This window comes from Curtobacterium poinsettiae (assembly GCF_047226435.1).
In the GTDB taxonomy this organism is placed as follows: Bacteria; Actinomycetota; Actinomycetes; order Actinomycetales; family Microbacteriaceae; genus Curtobacterium; species Curtobacterium poinsettiae.
Genome location: NZ_CP178434.1, coordinates 1,076,797 through 1,094,355, shown reverse-complemented (window position 1 = coordinate 1,094,355; position 17,559 = coordinate 1,076,797). Strand labels below are relative to the sequence as shown.

Here is a 17,559-nt window from a genome sequence, read left to right as displayed (position 1 = left end):
CACGAGGACGGAGCCAGGCTCCGCGGTACCACCTCGTTTGCCGCCCAACGTCCGCTGTGCGACCACTCTGTGTCGGGGATGGTGACGGTCCCGAACCCGCCCGGTTCTACTGACGGAGGCGCTGGTGCGCCCCGTGTTCTTCCGGAAGCTCCCCGGTGATGGCCGGATCGATGCTCGTGGAACACGACTTTACCGGACGGGAGCATGCTTGAGCGATGCCCGCAGAAGATCGCCCCGAGTCACTCGTCACCGTCCTGATCGCGTTCGGGGCGAACCTGCTCGTCGCGATCGCGAAGACGATCGCCTCGCTCGTGTCGGGTTCGGCGTCGATGGTGGCCGAGGCGGCGCACTCGTGGGCGGACACCGGCAACGAGGTGTTCCTGCTCGTCGCCGAACGCCGGGGCGGCAAGAAGCGGGACGCCGCGCACCCGCTCGGGTACGGACGCGAGACGTACATCTGGTCGATGTTCGCCGCGTTCGGCCTGTTCACGGCCGGTGCGATCGTCTCGATCTACCACGGCATCTCGGAGTTCGGGGAGACCGGGCCGGCCGAGGACGTCGTGCTCAACTACGTCGTGCTCGGGCTCGCGTTCGTGCTCGAGGGCACGAGCTTCCTGCAGGCGTACCGACAGGCGCACGGTGCCGCGACGAAGCGGAAGGTCCCGGTGCTGCGGCACGTGCTGCAGTCGTCGAACCCGACGCTCCGTGCGGTGTTCGCCGAGGACGCGGCGGCGCTGATCGGCCTGGTCGTGGCGTTCCTCGGGGTGTTCCTGCACCAGGTCACCGGGCTGGCGGTCTTCGACGCACTCGGTTCCATCGCGATCGGTGTGCTGCTCGGTGTCGTCGCGATCGTCCTGATCGACCGCAACCGCCGGTTCCTGCTCGGCGAGAGCACGTCGCCGGAGCTCGAGAACGCGGTGCTCGTCGAGCTGCTGGGCCGGTCGCAGGTCGAGCGCGTCACCTACCTGCACCTGGAGTTCGTGGGGCCGTCGCGGGTTTACCTCGTCGCGGCCGTCGACCTGACCGGCAACGAGACCGAGGAGCACGTCGCGGTGCGGTTGCGCGACGTCGAGCAGTCACTCGAGGACAGCCAGTACATCGAGGAGGCGATCCTCACCCTGAGCTACCCGGGCGACGAGTCCCTGGTGCCGACCGACGGCGCTGTCCCCGAGGTCGTGCGGGACGGCACCGCGTCCGACGTGGCGGCCGGTGGCGCTGGGACCCTGCGCACGGAGTGAGCGCGGGCCGGGTCGCGGGGCGGCGTGGCGGCAGGGCTCGGGTCGCGAGACGCCGGTGTGTCGGCAAGGCGCCGCCATGTGCTCGAGACGCCGCCGGATTCGGCGGCGTCTCGCCGGTGAGGCGGCGTCGTAGAAAGACGACGGCGTGTTCCGTGAGCGACCGCTCGGCGGACGGGAGGCGCGGTGCCGGGCCGCCACGGGCCTCCAGTCCGTCTTCCCGTCGCGTCCACCGCCCCACACGCGGGAGGAAGACGCCGGTGTGTCAGCAAGACGCCGCAATGTGCTCGAGACGCCGCCGGAATCGGCGGCGTCTCGGCGACGAGGCGGCGTCGCACGAAGACGACGGCGTGTCTGGGGGCGGAAGACGCCGGCGTGTCAGCGAGCGTCGAGGCCCGCGACCACCGGTGTGAGCGCCGCCGCGACGTACTCGACGAGCGCTCGGCGCCCGACCCCGTCGGTGACCCACACCCCGAACGCGGCGGCGGCGGCCCCGAGCATCGCACCGGACACCGTCTGCGGCCAGAGCGCTCGCGGCTGCTCCCCCGTGCGGCCCGCGACGAAGGCGGCGACGGCCTCGTGCTGCGCCGTCACCCGGACCGCGACGCCGGCCACCAGCTCGGGCCCGATGCCCATGACCTCGGCCTGCGCGACCGCCCACGGCACCCGCTCGGGGTCGTGGGCGCGAGCGGCGTCGAGGAGCGCCTGTTCGACGGCCCGTACGGCACTCGACTCGGTGGACGCTGCGAGGTACCCGGGCAGCCCGGCGACGGCGGCGTCGAGTTCGAGCCACATCACGTCGGCCTTCGCAGGGAAGTAGTTGAAGAACGTCGCGCGGCTGACCCCGGCGCGGGCGGCGATCTGGTCGACCGTGGTACGCCCGTACCCCTGCTCGAGGAACAGCTCGGCAGCGGCGTCCGCGAGGACCTCGGCGCTCGAGCGTCGGGGGCGGCCACCGCGGCGGATCGGTTCGTCCATGGGCCCATTGTCCCGCGCCGACGGTGGGCTCCGGCGCCTACCGGCGTGCCAGCCGGCGCCGCCCGGCGACGGCTTGGTGGATCGACGACTCAGCGGCGGCACCGACGAGCAGCAGCAGGAGGGAGCCGAGGACGCCCCACGCCCACGTCGGGTCCGTCGTCGAGCACCACCACGAGACCGCGCCGAGGACGGCAGCCGCGACCACGATCGCGCTCGCAGCGAGTCCCACGGCGCCCGTGCGGGTGACGATGGTGCACTTGGTCACCCACGGGCGGAGCCTGGCCGGCAGGCCGACAGTGGTGTGCATCACGATGAGCACGGCGGCAGCCACCTCAACCGCGGCGATGAAGCCCATCGCGCTGGAGATCTCGGTCATGGTCGTTCCTCTCGGTCAGGGGTGATGGCAGTGTCAGGCTCCACCGCGAACGGACTCGAGACGAACAGCACCTCGGGTTCGATCGTGTCGTCGGCACCCGCGAACCGCACGAGCGCGAGCTGGTGGGGTGTCCGGTCCGCGCCGGCTGCCAGCAGGTCAGCGACGACCCAGGCGCGCAGGACGCGGAAGACCGGTCGGGTCTCGATGCGTTCCGGTCGGTCCCCGTCGAGGAGCGGCAGGAAGTCGCTGCACAGGTCGAACAGCCCCTTGTCGGCGCGGCGGCCCGGGAACCAGACGGAGTGGTGGAGTCTGCGCTCCGCCACGACCCGAGGACGCGTCCACGGCGCCTCGGGCTCGCCGACGGGGCGGACCGGTCGGACGTACACCGAGAAGTCGTGCTGGGCCGGGTTCGGCGCGAAGAAACGCCAGTTCGGGACGAGCCCGAACCAGTCGCCTGCGCGAGCCCGACCAAATGCCGGGCTCGGGACCTGACCGAGGACGGTGACCACCAGTCCAGCCGCAGCAGCCACGACTGCGAGCGCCTCGCCTACCCCGCGGATGCGCGCGGCCATGGCATCTCCTCTTCTGGCGTCCCGTCCTGGTTCGGCAGCAGTGCCTCGACCGCCTCGATGACCGCTTTGACCGCAACCGGTTCGCGGATCACGTCGTCGTGACCGACACCCGGCACGATCGTCACGTCGTGGTCGTCGCCAGTGACGGTCCTGGTGAGCTCGGTGTGCAGGGTCGCCTGCAGCGCGTCGTTCCGCAGCGTCCGTCCAGCCGAGACGACCCGGACCGGCACCCGTGACGGCTCCGGCGGTCCCTGCTGCACGAGGCTCACTCGAACGGCGTTCCACTCGCGCCAGGTTCGGCGCCACGTCCGTGCCGATCGGTGCTCCGCGACTGCGTCGCGCCGACGTGACGGATCGAGCACACCGATCCACGACGGTGCGTCGAGAAGGATGCCCAGTCGCGCGGCGGTGGCGAGGCGGAACACACGCATCGATTCCGTGATCGGCGCGACCGTGTCGGCCTTCTTCGCTGACCGGGCGAGTTCGCCGGGGTGCGACGGATCGAGGGCGACGACGCCCGCCACCGGAAGATCGTGGTCGCGCACGGCACGCCGGACGATCTCGGAGCCCAGTGAGTACCCGAGCACCACCGGCGGGCTGGGCACGTCGGCGTCGACCGCACGCAGCAGCTCGGCCAGCTCGGCCGCTCGCGCGTCCAGCAGTGCTCCAGCCGGGCAGCCGTCGTCAGAACGCCGGTACGAGACCACGAGGAGCCCAGCATCGACGAGGGCACGGCGGAGCGTCTCGAACTCGTCGATCTGTGTTCCGAGACCACCCTCGAGTACGACCGTTCCGGTCCTCGGTTCGCCCTGACGATCGACGACGAGCTGGCGTCCACCCTGCAGCGGCACGGTGCTCCTGCCAGCGTCACGGCGCCGGATCCGTTCCGACGCGATGACGCTCTGCGCGGCGAACGACCCGACGGTCACGGCCAGCGCAGCAGCGGCGATGAGCGGGAACGCGGCGGAGGGACGCCTGCTGTTCGCCGCAGAGGTGTACACGATCGCCGGGTGGAGGGACATGAAGCTCGGCAGGAAGCGACCGAGTCCCATCGCGGCGGCGTTGAAGGCGTGGAACCCGACGGCGCCGGCGAGGAAGATGCGCGGCGCCCACGGCACGGGCAGGTACGCGAGCGGGAACGCGCACTCGAAGACGAGCATGCCTGCGGATACCGCTCGGGCAGTGCGCGGCAGCTCCTTCGCCCGACGCCACAGCACGGGGCTGCCGTACGTGTGTGTGCGCATGATGCCGAGCAGGGCACGTTCGGAGCGCCAGTCCGGGCCGACGAGCTTGGCGACACCGGCGACGGCGTAGGACATCGTGCCCTGGATCGCCTGGCTCCAGAGCAACGCGTCCCGGACGGGCCCCGGTCGTGCGAATCCGGCGAAACCCACCAAGGCCTGGCTGAGTGCGGTCACCTGATCTGCACCGTCGCTGCCCAGCCGTTGCGCCGGGTACAGCGCGGTGGTGATCGCGCTCGATGCCAGCGTCACCAGGTTGCGCGCTGGCGCGTTCCTCGGCGCGGCGATGAGGTAGATCGACGCCGCAGCGCGGACCGACTGCAGCACGACCCGGGTCGGGATCGGGCCAGTGGCGGCGACGACGGCACGGACCGGGGCCGGGGCTCGGTCGAACGAGTGTCTGGCGTGTCGCCACTCGTCGCGAAGCCGGTGCCGCTCGTGTCGCGACCCGAGCAACGCCAGTCCTTCGAGCGATGCCATGAGTCCCGACGCCGCCGACAACCGCTGGGCAGTGTCGAGAGTCTCGCGCGCGCCGATGGGTCGCGCGCGCAAGGAGCGCCGGAGCAGCATCCCCATCGTCTGCCCCGGAGATGATCGTGGTGACAATGTTCTTCCCCCTCGCGTTCCGCGCCCGAACCGGGGCGGTGACACCGGTGTCCCGGTGTCACCGCCCCGGCGCGGTGCGCGTGCTAACCGGCGTTGATACCGGCGTTGTACGCGTTGATGACGGCCGAGCTGATGGCGACACCGGCCAGGAAGGCAGGGGTCGTCAGCGTGGGCTGGGCGTTCCACTCCCCGGGCACCACGGCGGATGCACGGGACTTGGCGAGTACCGCCGCGATCTGCCTGTTGACGGCAGTGTCGAGGCCGGTCATCCCGCGGCTCGACCCACCGTGTACGCACCGACGACCGCTGTTGCCCCTGCGGTGAAGGCCGCGCCTTCGGCTGCGTAGCCGATGACTGCGGCGTACCCCAAGGCCACCGTTGCCGGCGTGGTCAAGACCGGCTGTGCCGTCCCTGCGGCCAGCGGCTCATGCTCGGACGCGACCAGTCGGAGCTGGTCGTTCACCCGTTGATCCAATGTCGAAGACATCGTCTCCCCCTTGTGTTCGTTCGTTTCGTTCGATGACCGACCGTGTAGCCGGCCTGCGATCGTTGTTGTCGAGCGATCCCCAACATGCAATCGCAGAGTCGAGATGTTGTCAACGACACCATCGACGATTCACACCGGGCACCAAGGCGGGGTACGCTCGTGCTGTGGAGAAACTGGACGCAGTGCAGAAACATCGCCGACGCCTGGCGCGTCCGACCGGCATAGCCGGTGCCGCGACCCTCCTGCTGCTGCTGTCCGCCTGCTCGGGCGGAGGGGCGGGCACCACGAGCAGCACCCCGGTCGCGGGCGGCACGCTCACCTACGCCTCCGGTGACGCCGAACCGACCTGCCTCGACCCGCACGTCGGCGGCAACTACCCGCAGGCGCTCCTGGCGACGCAGTACATCGAGGAGCTCGTCGGGCTCGAGGACGGCAAGCCCACGCCGGAACTCGCGACGAAGTGGACCACGGGTGACGACGGGAAGACCCTGACGTTCACCCTGCGCGACGACGTCACCTTCAGCGACGGCACCCCGTTCGACGCCGCCGCCGTCGTGGCGAACATCGAGCACGTGCAGGACCCGGCCACCGCCTCGAGCACCGGGTACCTTGCGCTGCAGTCCATCACGAAGGCGACCGCCACCGACGACCACACCGTGACGCTCTCGCTGAGCCGGCCGGACAGTGCGCTGCTCGAGTCCCTCTCGCAGCCCTGGGTCGGCATGGAGTCCCCGAAGGCGCTCGAACGGAAGCAGGCGACGAACTGTGAGTCCCCCGTCGGCACCGGCCCGTTCCGGGTCACCGGCTGGAAGCACGGCGACCGCGTCACCCTGACGAAGAACACCGACTACTGGGGCAAGACGAAGCCGCGCCTGTCGGGCATCACGTGGCGGTTCCTGCCGGACTCGACCTCGCGCTACGCCGCGCTGCAGTCCGGCCAGGTCGACGTGATCGACAACGCCCAGCCCGACCAGCTCAAGGCCGCGTCGGCGAAGGGCGCGATCCGCGACCTCGACGCCCCGCGCCCCGGCGCCTCGAACCGGCTCGAACTGAACTCCGGGCACGGCGCGTTCCGCGACCAGGCAGTCCGCCAGGCCTTCATCGCCGGCGCCGAGATCGACCCGGGCCTGCAGTCGCTGTTCCTCGGCACCGCGAAGCGCTCGTACTCGGTGCTCTCGAGCGCTGAGCCGCTCGCGTACTCCGACAAGAGCCGGTTCGACTACTCGCCGTCGAAGGCGAAGCAGCTGCTCGACGACGCCGGGTGGAAGGTCGGCTCGGACGGCATCCGCGAGAAGGACGGCCAGCAGCTCACCGTGACGTTCCCCGTCTCGACGAACCAGTCGGTGCCGGCCGAGCGCAGCCTGTTCCAGCAGATCCAGGCGTCCGAGAAGGCCGTCGGGTTCAAGGTCGTGCTCGACGAGCTCGACCTGTCCAGCTGGTACGCCGCCCTGGCCGCGAACGAGTACGACGTCGTGAGTGCCCCGTACACGAAGGTCGGCCCCGACGTCCTGCGGATCCTGTACGACAGCGCGAGCATCGAACCGGCACCGTCCGGCTACTTCGCGAACCTGGCCCAGCTCGACGACCCCGCGCTCGACCGGCTGCTCGAGCGGGCCGCCCGTACCTCGGACGCCGACGAGCGCGCCGACCTGTACGAGCAGGCGCAGAAGGCGATCCTGGCGAGCGACACCGTGCTCCCCCTGTACGACCAGCAGAACCACTTCCTGGTGCGCTCGGCCGTGCACGGCATCCGGACCACCCCTGTGTCGACGCCCTGGTTCGGCACCGCCTGGATCGACCGCTGACCCGGATGCGATGGGTCTGGTGGGCCGTCCGGCGGCTCGCCGGGGGCATCGGCGTGCTCTGGGCCGTCGCGACGATCGTCTTCGTCGCGATCCGGCTCATCCCCGGTGACCCGGCGCTCGCGATCCTCGGTGGCCCGGGATCGCAGGCCTCGGCCGAGGCCGTCGCCCAGGTCCGCCACGAGTACGGCCTCGACCAGCCGGTCCTGGTGCAGTACGCGGTGTTCCTCGGCCGCCTCGCGACCGGGCAGCTCGGTGACTCCTACGCGTTCCGCACCCCGGTCGCGACGCTCCTCGGCCAGCAGCTGCCCGTCACGCTGACGCTCGCGGTCGCCGGGCTCGTCGTCGCCTGGGTGCTGGCGATCGTCGCCGCGTGGGCCTCGACGCAGCGCGGCCGCATCGCCGCCGGGCTCACCAGCGCCCTCAGCGTCACCGCGAGCGTGATGCCGCACTTCTGGCTCGGCAGCGTGCTCATCGTGGTGTTCGCCACGTCCCTTGGGTGGGTGCCGGCGGTCAGTGACGGCACCGCACGCGGCTGGGTGCTGCCGGTGCTGACCGTGGCTGTGCCGGTCGCCGGGTACCTGGCCGAGACCGTGCGCGACGGCGTGGTGGACGCGCAGCGCTCGGCCTTCGCGCTCGCCGCCCGGGGCCGGGGCGAGACCCGCCTCGGACTGTTCGGACGGCATCTGCTCCGGCACGCCGCCCTGCCCGGGATCGCACTGTCCGCGTGGGCCTTCGGATCGCTCGTCTCCGGGGCCGTGGTCGTCGAGTCCGTGTTCGCCCTGCCCGGCATCGGCCGCGCGCTGGTCACCGCCGTCACCCAGCGGGACATGCCCCTCGTCGCCGGCATCGCGATGGTCTCGGCGGCCGCGTACGTGGTCGTGCTGGCCGTCGCCGATCTGGTCGAGCGTGTGGTCGACCCGCGCAGCAATGCACGGAACGCGACCGCGCGCCCCGGCACCGCGCGACGCCGTGGGCCCGGCCGTCCGGCGGGCGCGCGGTGAGCGGGATCGCCGACCCGGGCCTCCAGACCGGTGCGTCCGCCCACCAGACCGCCGTCGGCACCGAGCGCGTCCGTGGGGGGACGCTCGGCGTCGGCGGCACCGCCGCGGCGGTGGTCGTCCTGGTCTCCGTCGTCGCGGCGGCCTGGCCAGCGCTGCTGGGCGGCGGCGATCCGCTCGCGGTGCACCCGACCCAGGCACTGACCGCCCCGAGCGGCGCACACCCGTTCGGCACCGACGAGTCCGGCCGCGACGTCCTGGCACGGGTGGTCGCGGGGACCCGCGCCTCGCTCGTCGTCGGCGTCGCCGCCACCCTGATCGGCGGCGGAGCGGGCGTCCTGCTCGGTGTCGTCGCCGGGCTCGGCGCCGGGGCCGGACGGATCGGCCGTCTGCTCGACGCCGTCATCGGCCGTGTCACCGAGGTCGCGTTCGCCCTGCCGCTGCTGCTCGTCGCGCTGGTCGTCATCGCCGTGACCGGTCCGGGTCCGGTGCCGGCGGTGCTCGCCGTCGGGTTCGCGACCGCTCCCGGTTACGCCCGGATCGTGCGGGGCCTGGTCCGGACGGCCCGCGGTTCGCAGGTGGTGGAGACCGCCGTGCTGCTCGGCCGCTCCCCCGCCCGCACCGTCGTCCGGCACGTGCTGCCGACGGCGCTCTGGCCCGTCGTCGCCGTCGCCACGCTCGGGGTCGGGCAGGCGGTCGTGTGGGCATCGGCGCTGAGCTACCTCGGTGTCGGCACGCCCCCACCCGCGCCGGAGTGGGGCGCGATGCTCGCCGACGGCCGGACCTACCTGCAGACCGCGCCGTGGATGAGCACCTTCCCCGGACTCGCGATCGTCGTGCTCGCGACGGCCGTCACCGTGCTCGGCCGGGCGATCCGACGGAGCGGGGCCGCGCGGTGAGCGCCGTCCTCGACGTCCGCGGACTCACCGTCGCCATCGGCGGGACCCCGATCGTGCACGGTGTCGACCTGCGCGTCGACGCCGGCGAGTGCGTCGCCCTGGTCGGCGCCTCCGGCTCGGGCAAGACCGTCACCGCACGCGCCGTGCTCGGCCTGTCCGCGCCCGGCGCCGCCGTGCACGCCGAAACGTTCACGGTCGACGGTGTCGACGTCGGCGGGTACACGGACCGGCGGTGGCGCCGGCTGCGGGGATCGCGCATCGGCTACGTCGGCCAGGAGGCGCTGGGCGCGTTGGACCCGCTGCGTCCCGTCGGGCGCGAGGTCGCCGACAGCCTCCGCCTGCACACCGAGATGCGTGCGGCCGAGCGCGTGGACGCCGTGCGTGCTGCCCTGGCCGCGGTGGGCCTCGACCCGGACACCGCGACCGACGGCCGGCTCGCCGGGACACTGTCCGGTGGGATGCGACAGCGTGCCCTCATCGCCGCGGCCACCGTCGGGTCCCCCGCGCTGCTGGTCGCCGACGAACCGACGACGGCGCTCGACGCCGGGGTCGCCGTCACCGTGATGGAGCAGTTGCGGGCAGCGCAGAGGCGGGGCGCCGGACTGCTCGTCATCACGCACGACCTGGGGCTCGTCGCGGGGTGGGCCGACCGGGTCGCCGTCGTGCACGAGGGCCGGATCGTCGAGCAGGGTGCGGTCACCGGGGTCTTCACGGCGCCGCAGCACCCCTCGACACGGGCGCTGGTGCGCGCTGCCGGTGCTGCCGGTGCTGCCGCGGCGGAGCCGGCGCCACCGCACGGTGCCGATCTTGCCGGGCGGTGCGAGGTCGATGGCTCCGTGCAGTCCTCTGACGCTGCACCGAGCGGCCGACCTCGCACCGGCCGCACGACTCCGTACCGTGCGCCGATCGGCAACCGCGACACCGAGCGCGAATCCTCGCACGGTGCGAGGGACGTGCTCGCGGCGCAGGGGCTCTCGCGGGGGTACGGCGGGCTGCTCGCGGTGGATGACGTGTCGTTCGGGCTCGAGCGGGGCCGGGTGCTCGGGGTGATCGGCGCCTCGGGCTCGGGCAAGACGACGCTGGCACGGATGCTCCTGGGACTCGAGACGCCCGACGCCGGCGCGGTCACGCTCGACGGCGACCCCTGGGTCCCGCTGCCCGAGCACGAGCGACGCCCCCGACGGCACCGGCTCGCGGCCGTCGTGCAGGACCCCGGCGCGACGTTCGACGAACGGTGGAACGTCGAACGGGTCCTCGCGGACGCGTTCTCACGCGGTGACGAACGGCGGGCGCGCGGAGCGCTCGGCGAACGGGTCGACGCAGCACTGCGACAGGTCGACCTCGACCCCGTGCTGCGGTCCCGCTCCCCCCGCACCCTGTCCGGCGGCCAACGGCAGCGGCTCGCGATCGCCCGCGCGCTGGCGACCAGCCCCGAGGTGATCGTGCTCGACGAGCCGGTGACCGCCCTCGACGCCACGGTGCAGCACGCCGTACTCCGGTTGCTCGAACGGCTCCGCGACGAGACCGGGGTGGCGATGGTGTTCGTGTCGCACGACCTGCGGGCGGTCCGGCGGATGGCGGACGACGTGCTCGTGGTGCACGCCGGCGCGGTCGTCGAGCACGGCCCCGCCGCCGAGGTCTTCGCGCGCCCCGCCCACCCGGTGACCGCGCGGCTGCTGCACGCCGCGGAGCGGCTGGCAGCGGGTCCCGCCGCGGATCCAGCCACGGGGACCGCAGCCGACTCCACGGGCTGAGCGACAGTCCACACGGTGCCGCGCCCGCGGACTGTCACTGCGCGCGTGACGTCGCCAACGGCTCGGAACGGCCAGGAGGCCCGGCGCGCGTTCCGAGACGGAACGTGCGCCGGGCCTCCTGGCCGGGTTGCCGCGGGGCGGCTGGGTCCTCAGGAGCCGGAGGGCTCCTTCGATGCGGCCTCGGCCGAGATGATCGGGATCTCGCTCGTCGAGAACTCCTTCGCCCAGTCGGACTGCGCGAGCTCCGACGTCGGGTCGTTGTAGTCCTCGATCACGCCGGCGACCTCGTCCTCGGACCCGACCGTCGGACCGGAGCCCATCAGCGGGCTCGCGGCGGTCTCCTTGGTGAAGTACACCGCGACCAGGCCGATGACGGCGGCGAGCATCAGGTAGAACGCGGGGATGTCCTCGGCCCAGCCGTACCCGGCGTCCTTCGCGGCGTTGATGAGCGCGGCGGTAGCGAGCGGGGTGGTCCCACCGAAGAGCGACACCGACACGTTGAACGCGATCGCCAGGGCGCCGTAGCGGATGATCGTCGGGAACAGCGCGGGCAGCGTCGACGGCATGGTCGAGGTGAACGTGACGAGCACGACGCCGAGGATCAGCAGGCCGGCGAACACGCCGACGCCGGTGCCGGTCTGGACGAGTTTCAGGGCCGGCCAGGACAGCAGGATGAAGCCGATGCAGCCGGCGGCGAGCACCGGACGGCGCCCGAACTTGTCGGACAGGCGACCGCCGAAGGTGATGACGACCATCATGAGCAGCATGACGATGACGATGAGGATCAGGCCGAACGTGGCGTTCTGGCCGAGGTTCTGCTCGAGGTAGGTCGGCATGTACGAGAGCAGCATGTAGTCGGTCACGTTGAAGACCAGGACCAGGCCGATGCAGATGATGAGCGAGCGCCAGTTCTCGGCGAAGAGCTTGAGGAACGGGGTCTTCTGCCCCTCGCGCTCAGCGGCCTGCTCCTGCTGCTTCTGGAACGCCGGGGTCTCTTCCAGCTTGAGGCGCAGGTAGAGACCGATCAGGCCGAGCGGGCCCGCGACGATGAACGGGATGCGCCAGCCCCAGCTGAGCAGGGCGTCCTCGGACAGGCCGAACTGCAGGCCGGTGACGATCGAGGCGCCGAGCACGTAGCCGGCGAGCGTGCCGAACTCGAGCCACGAGCCCATGAACCCGCGGCGCTTGTCGGGCGAGTACTCGGCGATGAAGGTCGCGGCGCCGCCGTACTCACCACCGGTCGAGAAGCCCTGCACGAAGCGGGCGACGAGCAGCAGGACGGGAGCCCAGAAGCCGATCGTGTCGTACGACGGGATCAGGCCGATCATGAGCGTGCCGGCGGCCATCAGGATCATCGTCAGCGCGAGGACCTTCTGTCGGCCGATCTTGTCGCCGATCGGGCCGAACACGGCACCGCCGATCGGGCGCACGATGAACGCGGCGGCGAAGAAGCCGAACGTGGCGACGATGTTCGCGGCCGGGTCGCCCTGCGGCAGGAACACCTGCGAGATGGTGACCGTCAGGTACGCGAAGATGCCGAAGTCGAACCACTCCATGGCGTTGCCGAGCGCGGCAGCCGCGACGGCACGCTTGAGCAGCGACTCCTCGACGACGGTGACGTCGTCCTTCGTGAGATCGCGACGAGCGCGCTTCACGGCGCCCTTCGTGCGCAACGGCCGATCGCCGTGCGGTTGGGGTGCGTTGTTCGGTGCCAAGTCGTTCCTCCGGGGTGCGGTGCTTCCTTCGGGCGTCCGGCGGACGGCGACGTTGCAGCTCCTGCGAACCCTGCGTTCGCCGGACAAACTCCGACAGACTAGCAGGCTCTTGGCGTGTCCGACAGGTCGGTGTGGTAAGTCCCGGTCGGCAGCGGGCCGCGGACGCCCCGCTGCCCGGCTCAGGACGCGTGCGCGGCCGCTACGATTGGGGCACCGCGCGTCAGGCGCGCAACACTCAGGCACCTCATCACGGACTCGGTGCCGCACACACGGACGGAAGGCGCACCATGACCAAACCCATGCCCGAGAAGCCCAGCGTCGACGGACTGGAGCAGGTCTGGGGGCCCGTCTGGGAGCAGGACGGCACGTACCGCTTCGACCGCGACGCCGCCGGTCACCGCGACGCCGTCTGGTCAATCGACACCCCGCCGCCGACCGCCTCCGGTTCGCTGCACATCGGGCACGTGTTCTCGTACACGCACACCGACCTCAAGGCCCGGTTCGAGCGGATGCGCGGCAAGCACGTCTTCTACCCGATGGGCTGGGACGACAACGGCCTGCCGACCGAGCGTCGCGTGCAGAACTACTACGGCGTCCGCTGCGACCCGACCCTGCCGTACGACCCCGACTTCACGCCGCCGTTCGAGGGCGGTGACGGCAAGTCCTCGAAGGCCGCCGACCAGCTGCCCGTGTCGCGCCGCAACTTCATCGAGCTGTGCGAGCGCCTGACCGTGCAGGACGAGCAGCAGTTCGAGGAGCTCTTCCGCACGCTCGGCCTGTCGGTCGACTGGACCCAGTCGTACCGCACCATCGACGACACCTCACGAGCGAGCGCCCAGCGCGCCTTCCTGCGCAACCTCGAGCGCGGCGAGGCCTACCAGGCCGACGCCCCGACCCTGTGGGACGTCACGTTCCGCACCGCGGTCGCGCAGGCCGAGCTCGAGGACAAGGAGATGCCCGGCGCGTACCACGGCATCGCCTTCCACCGCACCGACGGCGGCGACGACGTCGTCATCCAGACCACCCGCCCGGAGCTCCTGCCGGCCTGCGTCGCCCTGGTGGCACACCCGGACGACGAGCGGTTCCAGGACCTCTTCGGCACCACGGTCCGCTCCCCCCTGTTCGACGTCGAGGTCCCGGTGCTCGCACACCACCTGGCGCAGAAGGACAAGGGCGCCGGCATCGCGATGGTCTGCACCTTCGGTGACACCACCGACGTCGTGTGGTGGCGCGAGCTGCAGCTGCCGAACCGCGCGATCATCGGCTTCGACGGCCGCGTGCGCTCCGACGAGCCCGCATGGATCGAATCGTCGAAGGGCCAGGAGCTCTACGCCGAGATGGCCGGCAAGACCGTGTTCTCGGCCAAGAAGGTCGTCGTCGACGCCCTCACCGAGTCGGGCGAGCTGATCGGCGACGTCAAGACCATCCAGCACCCGGTGAAGTTCTTCGAGAAGGGCGACAAGCCCCTCGAGATCGTGTCGACCCGCCAGTGGTACATCGTCAACGGTGCGCGCGACGAGCAGCTGAAGAGCACGCTCCGCCAGCGCGGCGAGGAGATCGCGTTCCACCCGGACTTCATGCGCGTCCGCTACGACAACTGGGTCGGTGGCCTGTCCGGTGACTGGCTCATCTCGCGCCAGCGTTTCTTCGGTGTGCCGCTGCCGGTCTGGTACCCGCTCGACGCCGACGGCAACCCGGTGTTCGACCAGCCGATCGTGCCGACCGAGGCGCAGCTGCCCGCCGACCCGGCCTCCGAGCCCGCCCCCGGCTTCACCGAGGACCAGCGCGGCGTCGCCGGCGGGTTCCAGGGTGAGCTCGACGTCATGGACACCTGGGCGACCTCGTCGCTGACCCCGCAGCTCGCGGGCAAGTGGGAGACCGACCCGGCGCTCTACGACCTGGTGTACCCGTACGACGTCCGCCCGCAGGCGCAGGACATCATCCGGACGTGGCTGTTCACGACCGTGCTCCGCAGCCAGCTCGAGGCCGACGTGGTGCCGTGGAAGCACGCCAGCATCTCCGGCTTCATCGTCGACCCCGACCGCAAGAAGATGTCGAAGTCGAAGGGCAACGTCGTCACGCCGCTGTCCATCCTCGAGCAGCACGGTGCCGACGCGGTCCGCTACTGGGCGGCCTCGTCCAAGCTCGGCACCGACGCGGCGTTCGACCCGCAGAACCCGAAGCAGATCAAGGTCGGTCGTCGTCTGGCGATCAAGGTGCTCAACGCGGCGAAGTTCGTCTACGGCTTCCCGCTGCCCGAGGGCGCCACGAGCGTCACCGAGGCCCTCGACGTCGACATGCTCGCCGAGCTCGGTGCGGTCGTCGAGCAGGCCACCGCCGCGTTCGACGGGTTCGACCACGCCCGTGCCCTCGAGATCACCGAGCGCTTCTTCTGGACGTTCTGCGACGACTACCTCGAGCTCGTGAAGGAGCGCGCCTACGGCACCGCGTCCGACGCGACGCACGAGACGCAGGCGAGCGCGGTGCTGGCGCTGCGCGGCGCCATCGACGTGCTGCTCCGACTGCTGGCACCGTTCCTGCCCTACGCGACGGAAGAGGTGTGGGCCTGGACCCACGACACCAGCGTGCACCGGGCCTCCTGGCCGACCGCTGCCGACCTGCCCACCGACGCGGCCCCCACCGGGCTGCTCGCGGCCGTCGGACAGGCGCTCATCGGGATCCGCGGTGCGAAGACGGCGGCGAAGGCGTCCCAGAAGACGCCCGTGACGCGTGCGGTCGTCGCGGCGCCCGCCGAGACGCGGGTGCTCATCGAGCGCGCAGCGGTCGACCTGGCGGCCGTCGGCCGCATCGAGAACCTGTCGTTCGTCGACGGCGACGAGCTCGCCGTCACTGAGATCGAGCTCGCGGAGCAGCAGGCGTAACGTCGGTCATCCGGGTCGGGTCGCCTCGGCGACCCGGCCCGTCCACCACCGGACAGGAGGCACGGATGCAGTTGGGCACACGCTGGAACGTGGGTGGGGAGCCGCCTGCGCGACTGCCCGAGGCGATGGTCGTCGCCGTGCGGGGCGTCGAGGACGAGCTGGCGGCGGAGTCCGTCGACACGGCGACGTGGGGGTGGACCCTGACGTTCCTGGAGGGCAAGCCGATCGTCGAGCTCGACGACGGCACCTCGATCCACCTCGACGACGCCGGGCACGCCCAGGTCACGAACCCCGACGACGCGGGCGAAGAGGACTAGCGCGGCCGCGTGCTGCGCGGCCCGCGGTTCGCTTGGTGAGCAGAAATGGTCGGGTCCCCACCGGGGACCCGACCATTTCTGCTCACGATGCGGGCGCCCCCACCGGGGAGCGCCCGCGTGATCGCCGAGGGATCAGGACTCGGCGAGCCAGGTGGCGAGGACCTCGTTCACCTCGGCGGTGTGCGTGGTGAGCAGGCCGTGCGGGGCGCCCTCGATCTCGACGTACTCCGCAGCGGGCAGGGCCTTCGTGAAGCGTCGGCCGGTGGCGTCGATCGGGAGGATGTTGTCCGACGTGCCGTGCACGATCAGGGCGGGGACGGTGACCTTCGGGATGTCCTGGCGGAAGTCGGTCGGCCAGGTCAGGGGTGCCGCCGCGGACGCGATCGAACCGGAACCGGCCGCGACGTTCCAGGCGTTGCGCACCTGCTCCTCGGAGATGCGGGTGCCGAGGTTCTCCGACAGGTTGAAGAAGTCCTGGTAGAAGTTCGTGAAGTACGCGTAGCGGTCCTTCGCCACGTCGGCGGCGATGCCCTCGAAGAACGACATCGGGCCGGCGCCGTCGGGGTTGTCGTCGGTGATGGCGAGGAACGGCTCGAGCGAGGCGAGGAATGCGACCTTGGCGATCCGGTCCTCACCGTGTCGGCCGATGTAGCGGGCGATCTCGCCGGTGCCCATCGAGAAGCCGACCAGGATCACGTCGCGCAGGTCGAGGGTCTCGAGGACGGTGTGCAGGTCGTCGGCGAAGGTGTCGTAGTCGTAGCCGGTTGACGGCTGCGAGGACTGGCCGAAGCCACGGCGGTCGTACGTGATGACGCGGTAGCCGGCCTCGAGGAGCATCGGGACCTGCCCCTCCCACGAGTTGCCGTCGAGGGGGAAGCCGTGGATCAGCACGATCGGCTGCCCCTGGCCCTTGTCCTCGTAGTGGAGCTCGATGTCGACGCTGTTCTCGGTTCCGACGGTGATGGCACCCATGGTCGTTCCTTCCCTGAACTTCGCAGAGAACGATCGTTCTCTGCCGATGTGGACTACAGTAGAGAACGCCCGTTCCCGCCGCAACTCGAGAACGGTGAACACTCAGGGAACGGGGTACACATGGCCGCCAGCACCGTCGAACCGGACGTCCGAGCGCACATCGTCGAGGTCGCGGACGAGCTGTTCTACACGCGCGGGATCCAGTCGGTGGGGATGGACGAGATCCGCACGGGCGCAGGCGTCTCGCTGAAGAAGCTCTACGCGGCGTTCCCCGGCAAGGAGCAGCTCATCGCCGCGGTGCTCGCCGGTCGGCACGACATGTGGGAGCAGGGCGTGCACGGTGCGGTCGAGGCCGCCGCCAGCCCGCGCGACAAGCTGCTCGCGGTCTACGACTTCCTGGAGTCGTGGTTCGGCGACGACACCTTCCGCGGCTGCGGGTTCATCAACGCCTTCGGTGAACTCGGCGCGACCTCGCCCGCGGTCGCCGAGATCGCGCGTGAGCACAAGGACTCGTTCCAGCGGTTCGTGCAGCAGCTCACCACCGAGGTCGTCGCCGACCCCGAGCACGCCGAGGAACTCGCCGCCCAGCTCGCGCTGCTCGCCGAGGGCGCGCAGACCACCGCCGCCATCGCGGGCACCACGGTGCCCGCCGCGCACGCGCGCCGCGCCGCGGTGATCCTGATCGACGCCGCGATGCGCTGAGACGCGATCCAGGGCGGTCG

16 protein-coding genes are annotated in these 17,559 nt (G+C 71.3%); 8 read left to right on the top strand and 8 right to left on the bottom strand.

The window, feature by feature from the left end:
• Nucleotides 1-215: 215 nt before the first annotated feature.
• Complete coding sequence (locus tag ACL00U_RS05150) at nucleotides 216-1,238, top strand: cation diffusion facilitator family transporter (RefSeq protein WP_042538499.1); 1,023 nt, start codon at nucleotides 216-218, stop codon at nucleotides 1,236-1,238.
• 375 nt (nucleotides 1,239-1,613) lie between these two features.
• Here ACL00U_RS05150 and ACL00U_RS05145 read toward each other — a convergent pair whose 3' ends face one another.
• The 6 genes from ACL00U_RS05145 to ACL00U_RS05120 form a co-directional block, all read right to left on the bottom strand.
• Complete coding sequence (locus ACL00U_RS05145) at nucleotides 1,614-2,213, bottom strand: TetR family transcriptional regulator (RefSeq protein WP_017885989.1); 600 nt, start codon at nucleotides 2,211-2,213, stop codon at nucleotides 1,614-1,616.
• 37 nt (nucleotides 2,214-2,250) lie between these two features.
• The gene (locus ACL00U_RS05140) at nucleotides 2,251-2,589 is read right to left on the bottom strand and encodes a hypothetical protein (RefSeq protein ID WP_159557713.1); all 339 of its coding nucleotides are present in this window, start codon (nucleotides 2,587-2,589) and stop codon (nucleotides 2,251-2,253) included.
• Complete coding sequence (locus ACL00U_RS05135; protein ID WP_159557711.1) at nucleotides 2,586-3,161, bottom strand: hypothetical protein; 576 nt, start codon at nucleotides 3,159-3,161, stop codon at nucleotides 2,586-2,588. Before ACL00U_RS05135 ends, ACL00U_RS05140 begins: the two co-directional genes overlap by 4 nt.
• Nucleotides 3,137-4,882, bottom strand: a complete 1,746-nt coding sequence (locus ACL00U_RS05130; protein WP_262118518.1) for a hypothetical protein — start codon at nucleotides 4,880-4,882, stop codon at nucleotides 3,137-3,139. Before ACL00U_RS05130 ends, ACL00U_RS05135 begins: the two co-directional genes overlap by 25 nt.
• 209 nt (nucleotides 4,883-5,091) lie before the next feature.
• Nucleotides 5,092-5,277: a hypothetical protein gene (locus ACL00U_RS05125; protein WP_262118517.1), complete on the bottom strand. Its 186-nt coding sequence runs from the start codon at nucleotides 5,275-5,277 to the stop codon at nucleotides 5,092-5,094.
• On the bottom strand, nucleotides 5,274-5,471 hold the full coding sequence (locus tag ACL00U_RS05120) for a hypothetical protein (protein ID WP_214519427.1): 198 nt from the start codon (nucleotides 5,469-5,471) through the stop codon (nucleotides 5,274-5,276). The genes ACL00U_RS05125 and ACL00U_RS05120 overlap by 4 nt, the downstream gene beginning before the upstream one ends.
• A gap of 188 nt (nucleotides 5,472-5,659) precedes the next feature.
• Here ACL00U_RS05120 and ACL00U_RS05115 point away from each other — a divergent pair, with 188 nt between their 5' ends.
• From ACL00U_RS05115 to ACL00U_RS05100, 4 genes are read left to right on the top strand one after another with little or no spacing between them, the layout of a single operon-like run.
• A complete protein-coding gene (locus ACL00U_RS05115) occupies nucleotides 5,660-7,300 on the top strand; it encodes an ABC transporter substrate-binding protein (protein WP_262118516.1) in 1,641 nt (546 codons plus the stop codon).
• A gap of 5 nt (nucleotides 7,301-7,305) precedes the next feature.
• Complete coding sequence (locus tag ACL00U_RS05110; protein WP_412873900.1) at nucleotides 7,306-8,301, top strand: ABC transporter permease; 996 nt, start codon at nucleotides 7,306-7,308, stop codon at nucleotides 8,299-8,301.
• The gene (locus tag ACL00U_RS05105) at nucleotides 8,298-9,197 is read left to right on the top strand and encodes an ABC transporter permease (protein WP_262118515.1); all 900 of its coding nucleotides are present in this window, start codon (nucleotides 8,298-8,300) and stop codon (nucleotides 9,195-9,197) included. The genes ACL00U_RS05110 and ACL00U_RS05105 overlap by 4 nt, the downstream gene beginning before the upstream one ends.
• Nucleotides 9,194-10,951, top strand: a complete 1,758-nt coding sequence (locus tag ACL00U_RS05100) for an ATP-binding cassette domain-containing protein (RefSeq protein ID WP_412873899.1) — start codon at nucleotides 9,194-9,196, stop codon at nucleotides 10,949-10,951. Before ACL00U_RS05105 ends, ACL00U_RS05100 begins: the two co-directional genes overlap by 4 nt.
• Nucleotides 10,952-11,100: 149 nt before the next feature.
• Here the strand turns inward: ACL00U_RS05100 and proP are convergent, their stop codons facing one another.
• On the bottom strand, nucleotides 11,101-12,606 hold the full coding sequence (gene proP, locus ACL00U_RS05095; RefSeq protein ID WP_197068642.1) for a glycine betaine/L-proline transporter ProP: 1,506 nt from the start codon (nucleotides 12,604-12,606) through the stop codon (nucleotides 11,101-11,103).
• A gap of 347 nt (nucleotides 12,607-12,953) precedes the next feature.
• On the opposite strand from proP, the gene valS reads away from it, so the two are divergent.
• On the top strand, nucleotides 12,954-15,548 hold the full coding sequence (gene valS / locus ACL00U_RS05090) for a valine--tRNA ligase (RefSeq protein WP_412873898.1): 2,595 nt from the start codon (nucleotides 12,954-12,956) through the stop codon (nucleotides 15,546-15,548).
• A gap of 65 nt (nucleotides 15,549-15,613) precedes the next feature.
• Nucleotides 15,614-15,865: a hypothetical protein gene (locus tag ACL00U_RS05085; protein WP_042538506.1), complete on the top strand. Its 252-nt coding sequence runs from the start codon at nucleotides 15,614-15,616 to the stop codon at nucleotides 15,863-15,865.
• 132 nt (nucleotides 15,866-15,997) lie between these two features.
• Here the strand turns inward: ACL00U_RS05085 and ACL00U_RS05080 are convergent, their stop codons facing one another.
• The gene (locus tag ACL00U_RS05080; RefSeq protein ID WP_042538508.1) at nucleotides 15,998-16,837 is read right to left on the bottom strand and encodes an alpha/beta fold hydrolase; all 840 of its coding nucleotides are present in this window, start codon (nucleotides 16,835-16,837) and stop codon (nucleotides 15,998-16,000) included.
• A 120-nt stretch (nucleotides 16,838-16,957) separates the two neighbouring features.
• On the opposite strand from ACL00U_RS05080, the gene ACL00U_RS05075 reads away from it, so the two are divergent.
• A complete protein-coding gene (locus tag ACL00U_RS05075; RefSeq protein ID WP_412873897.1) occupies nucleotides 16,958-17,539 on the top strand; it encodes a TetR/AcrR family transcriptional regulator in 582 nt (193 codons plus the stop codon).
• Nucleotides 17,540-17,559 lie beyond the last annotated feature (20 nt).

Excerpts from the sequence above, each read along its gene's own strand:
- ACL00U_RS05150 (WP_042538499.1), top strand. The coding sequence starts at position 216 with ATGCCCGCAGAAGATCGCCCCGAGTCACTCGTCACCGTCCTGATCGCG.
- ACL00U_RS05145 (WP_017885989.1), bottom strand. The coding sequence starts at position 2,213 with ATGGACGAACCGATCCGCCGCGGTGGCCGCCCCCGACGCTCGAGCGCC.
- ACL00U_RS05140 (WP_159557713.1), bottom strand. The coding sequence starts at position 2,589 with ATGACCGAGATCTCCAGCGCGATGGGCTTCATCGCCGCGGTTGAGGTG.
- ACL00U_RS05135 (WP_159557711.1), bottom strand. The coding sequence starts at position 3,161 with ATGGCCGCGCGCATCCGCGGGGTAGGCGAGGCGCTCGCAGTCGTGGCT.
- ACL00U_RS05130 (WP_262118518.1), bottom strand. The coding sequence starts at position 4,882 with ATGGCATCGCTCGAAGGACTGGCGTTGCTCGGGTCGCGACACGAGCGG.
- ACL00U_RS05125 (WP_262118517.1), bottom strand. The coding sequence starts at position 5,277 with ATGACCGGCCTCGACACTGCCGTCAACAGGCAGATCGCGGCGGTACTC.
- ACL00U_RS05110 (WP_412873900.1), top strand. The coding sequence starts at position 7,306 with ATGCGATGGGTCTGGTGGGCCGTCCGGCGGCTCGCCGGGGGCATCGGC.
- valS (WP_412873898.1), top strand. The coding sequence starts at position 12,954 with ATGACCAAACCCATGCCCGAGAAGCCCAGCGTCGACGGACTGGAGCAG.
- ACL00U_RS05085 (WP_042538506.1), top strand. The coding sequence starts at position 15,614 with ATGCAGTTGGGCACACGCTGGAACGTGGGTGGGGAGCCGCCTGCGCGA.
- ACL00U_RS05080 (WP_042538508.1), bottom strand. The coding sequence starts at position 16,837 with ATGGGTGCCATCACCGTCGGAACCGAGAACAGCGTCGACATCGAGCTC.
- ACL00U_RS05075 (WP_412873897.1), top strand. The coding sequence starts at position 16,958 with ATGGCCGCCAGCACCGTCGAACCGGACGTCCGAGCGCACATCGTCGAG.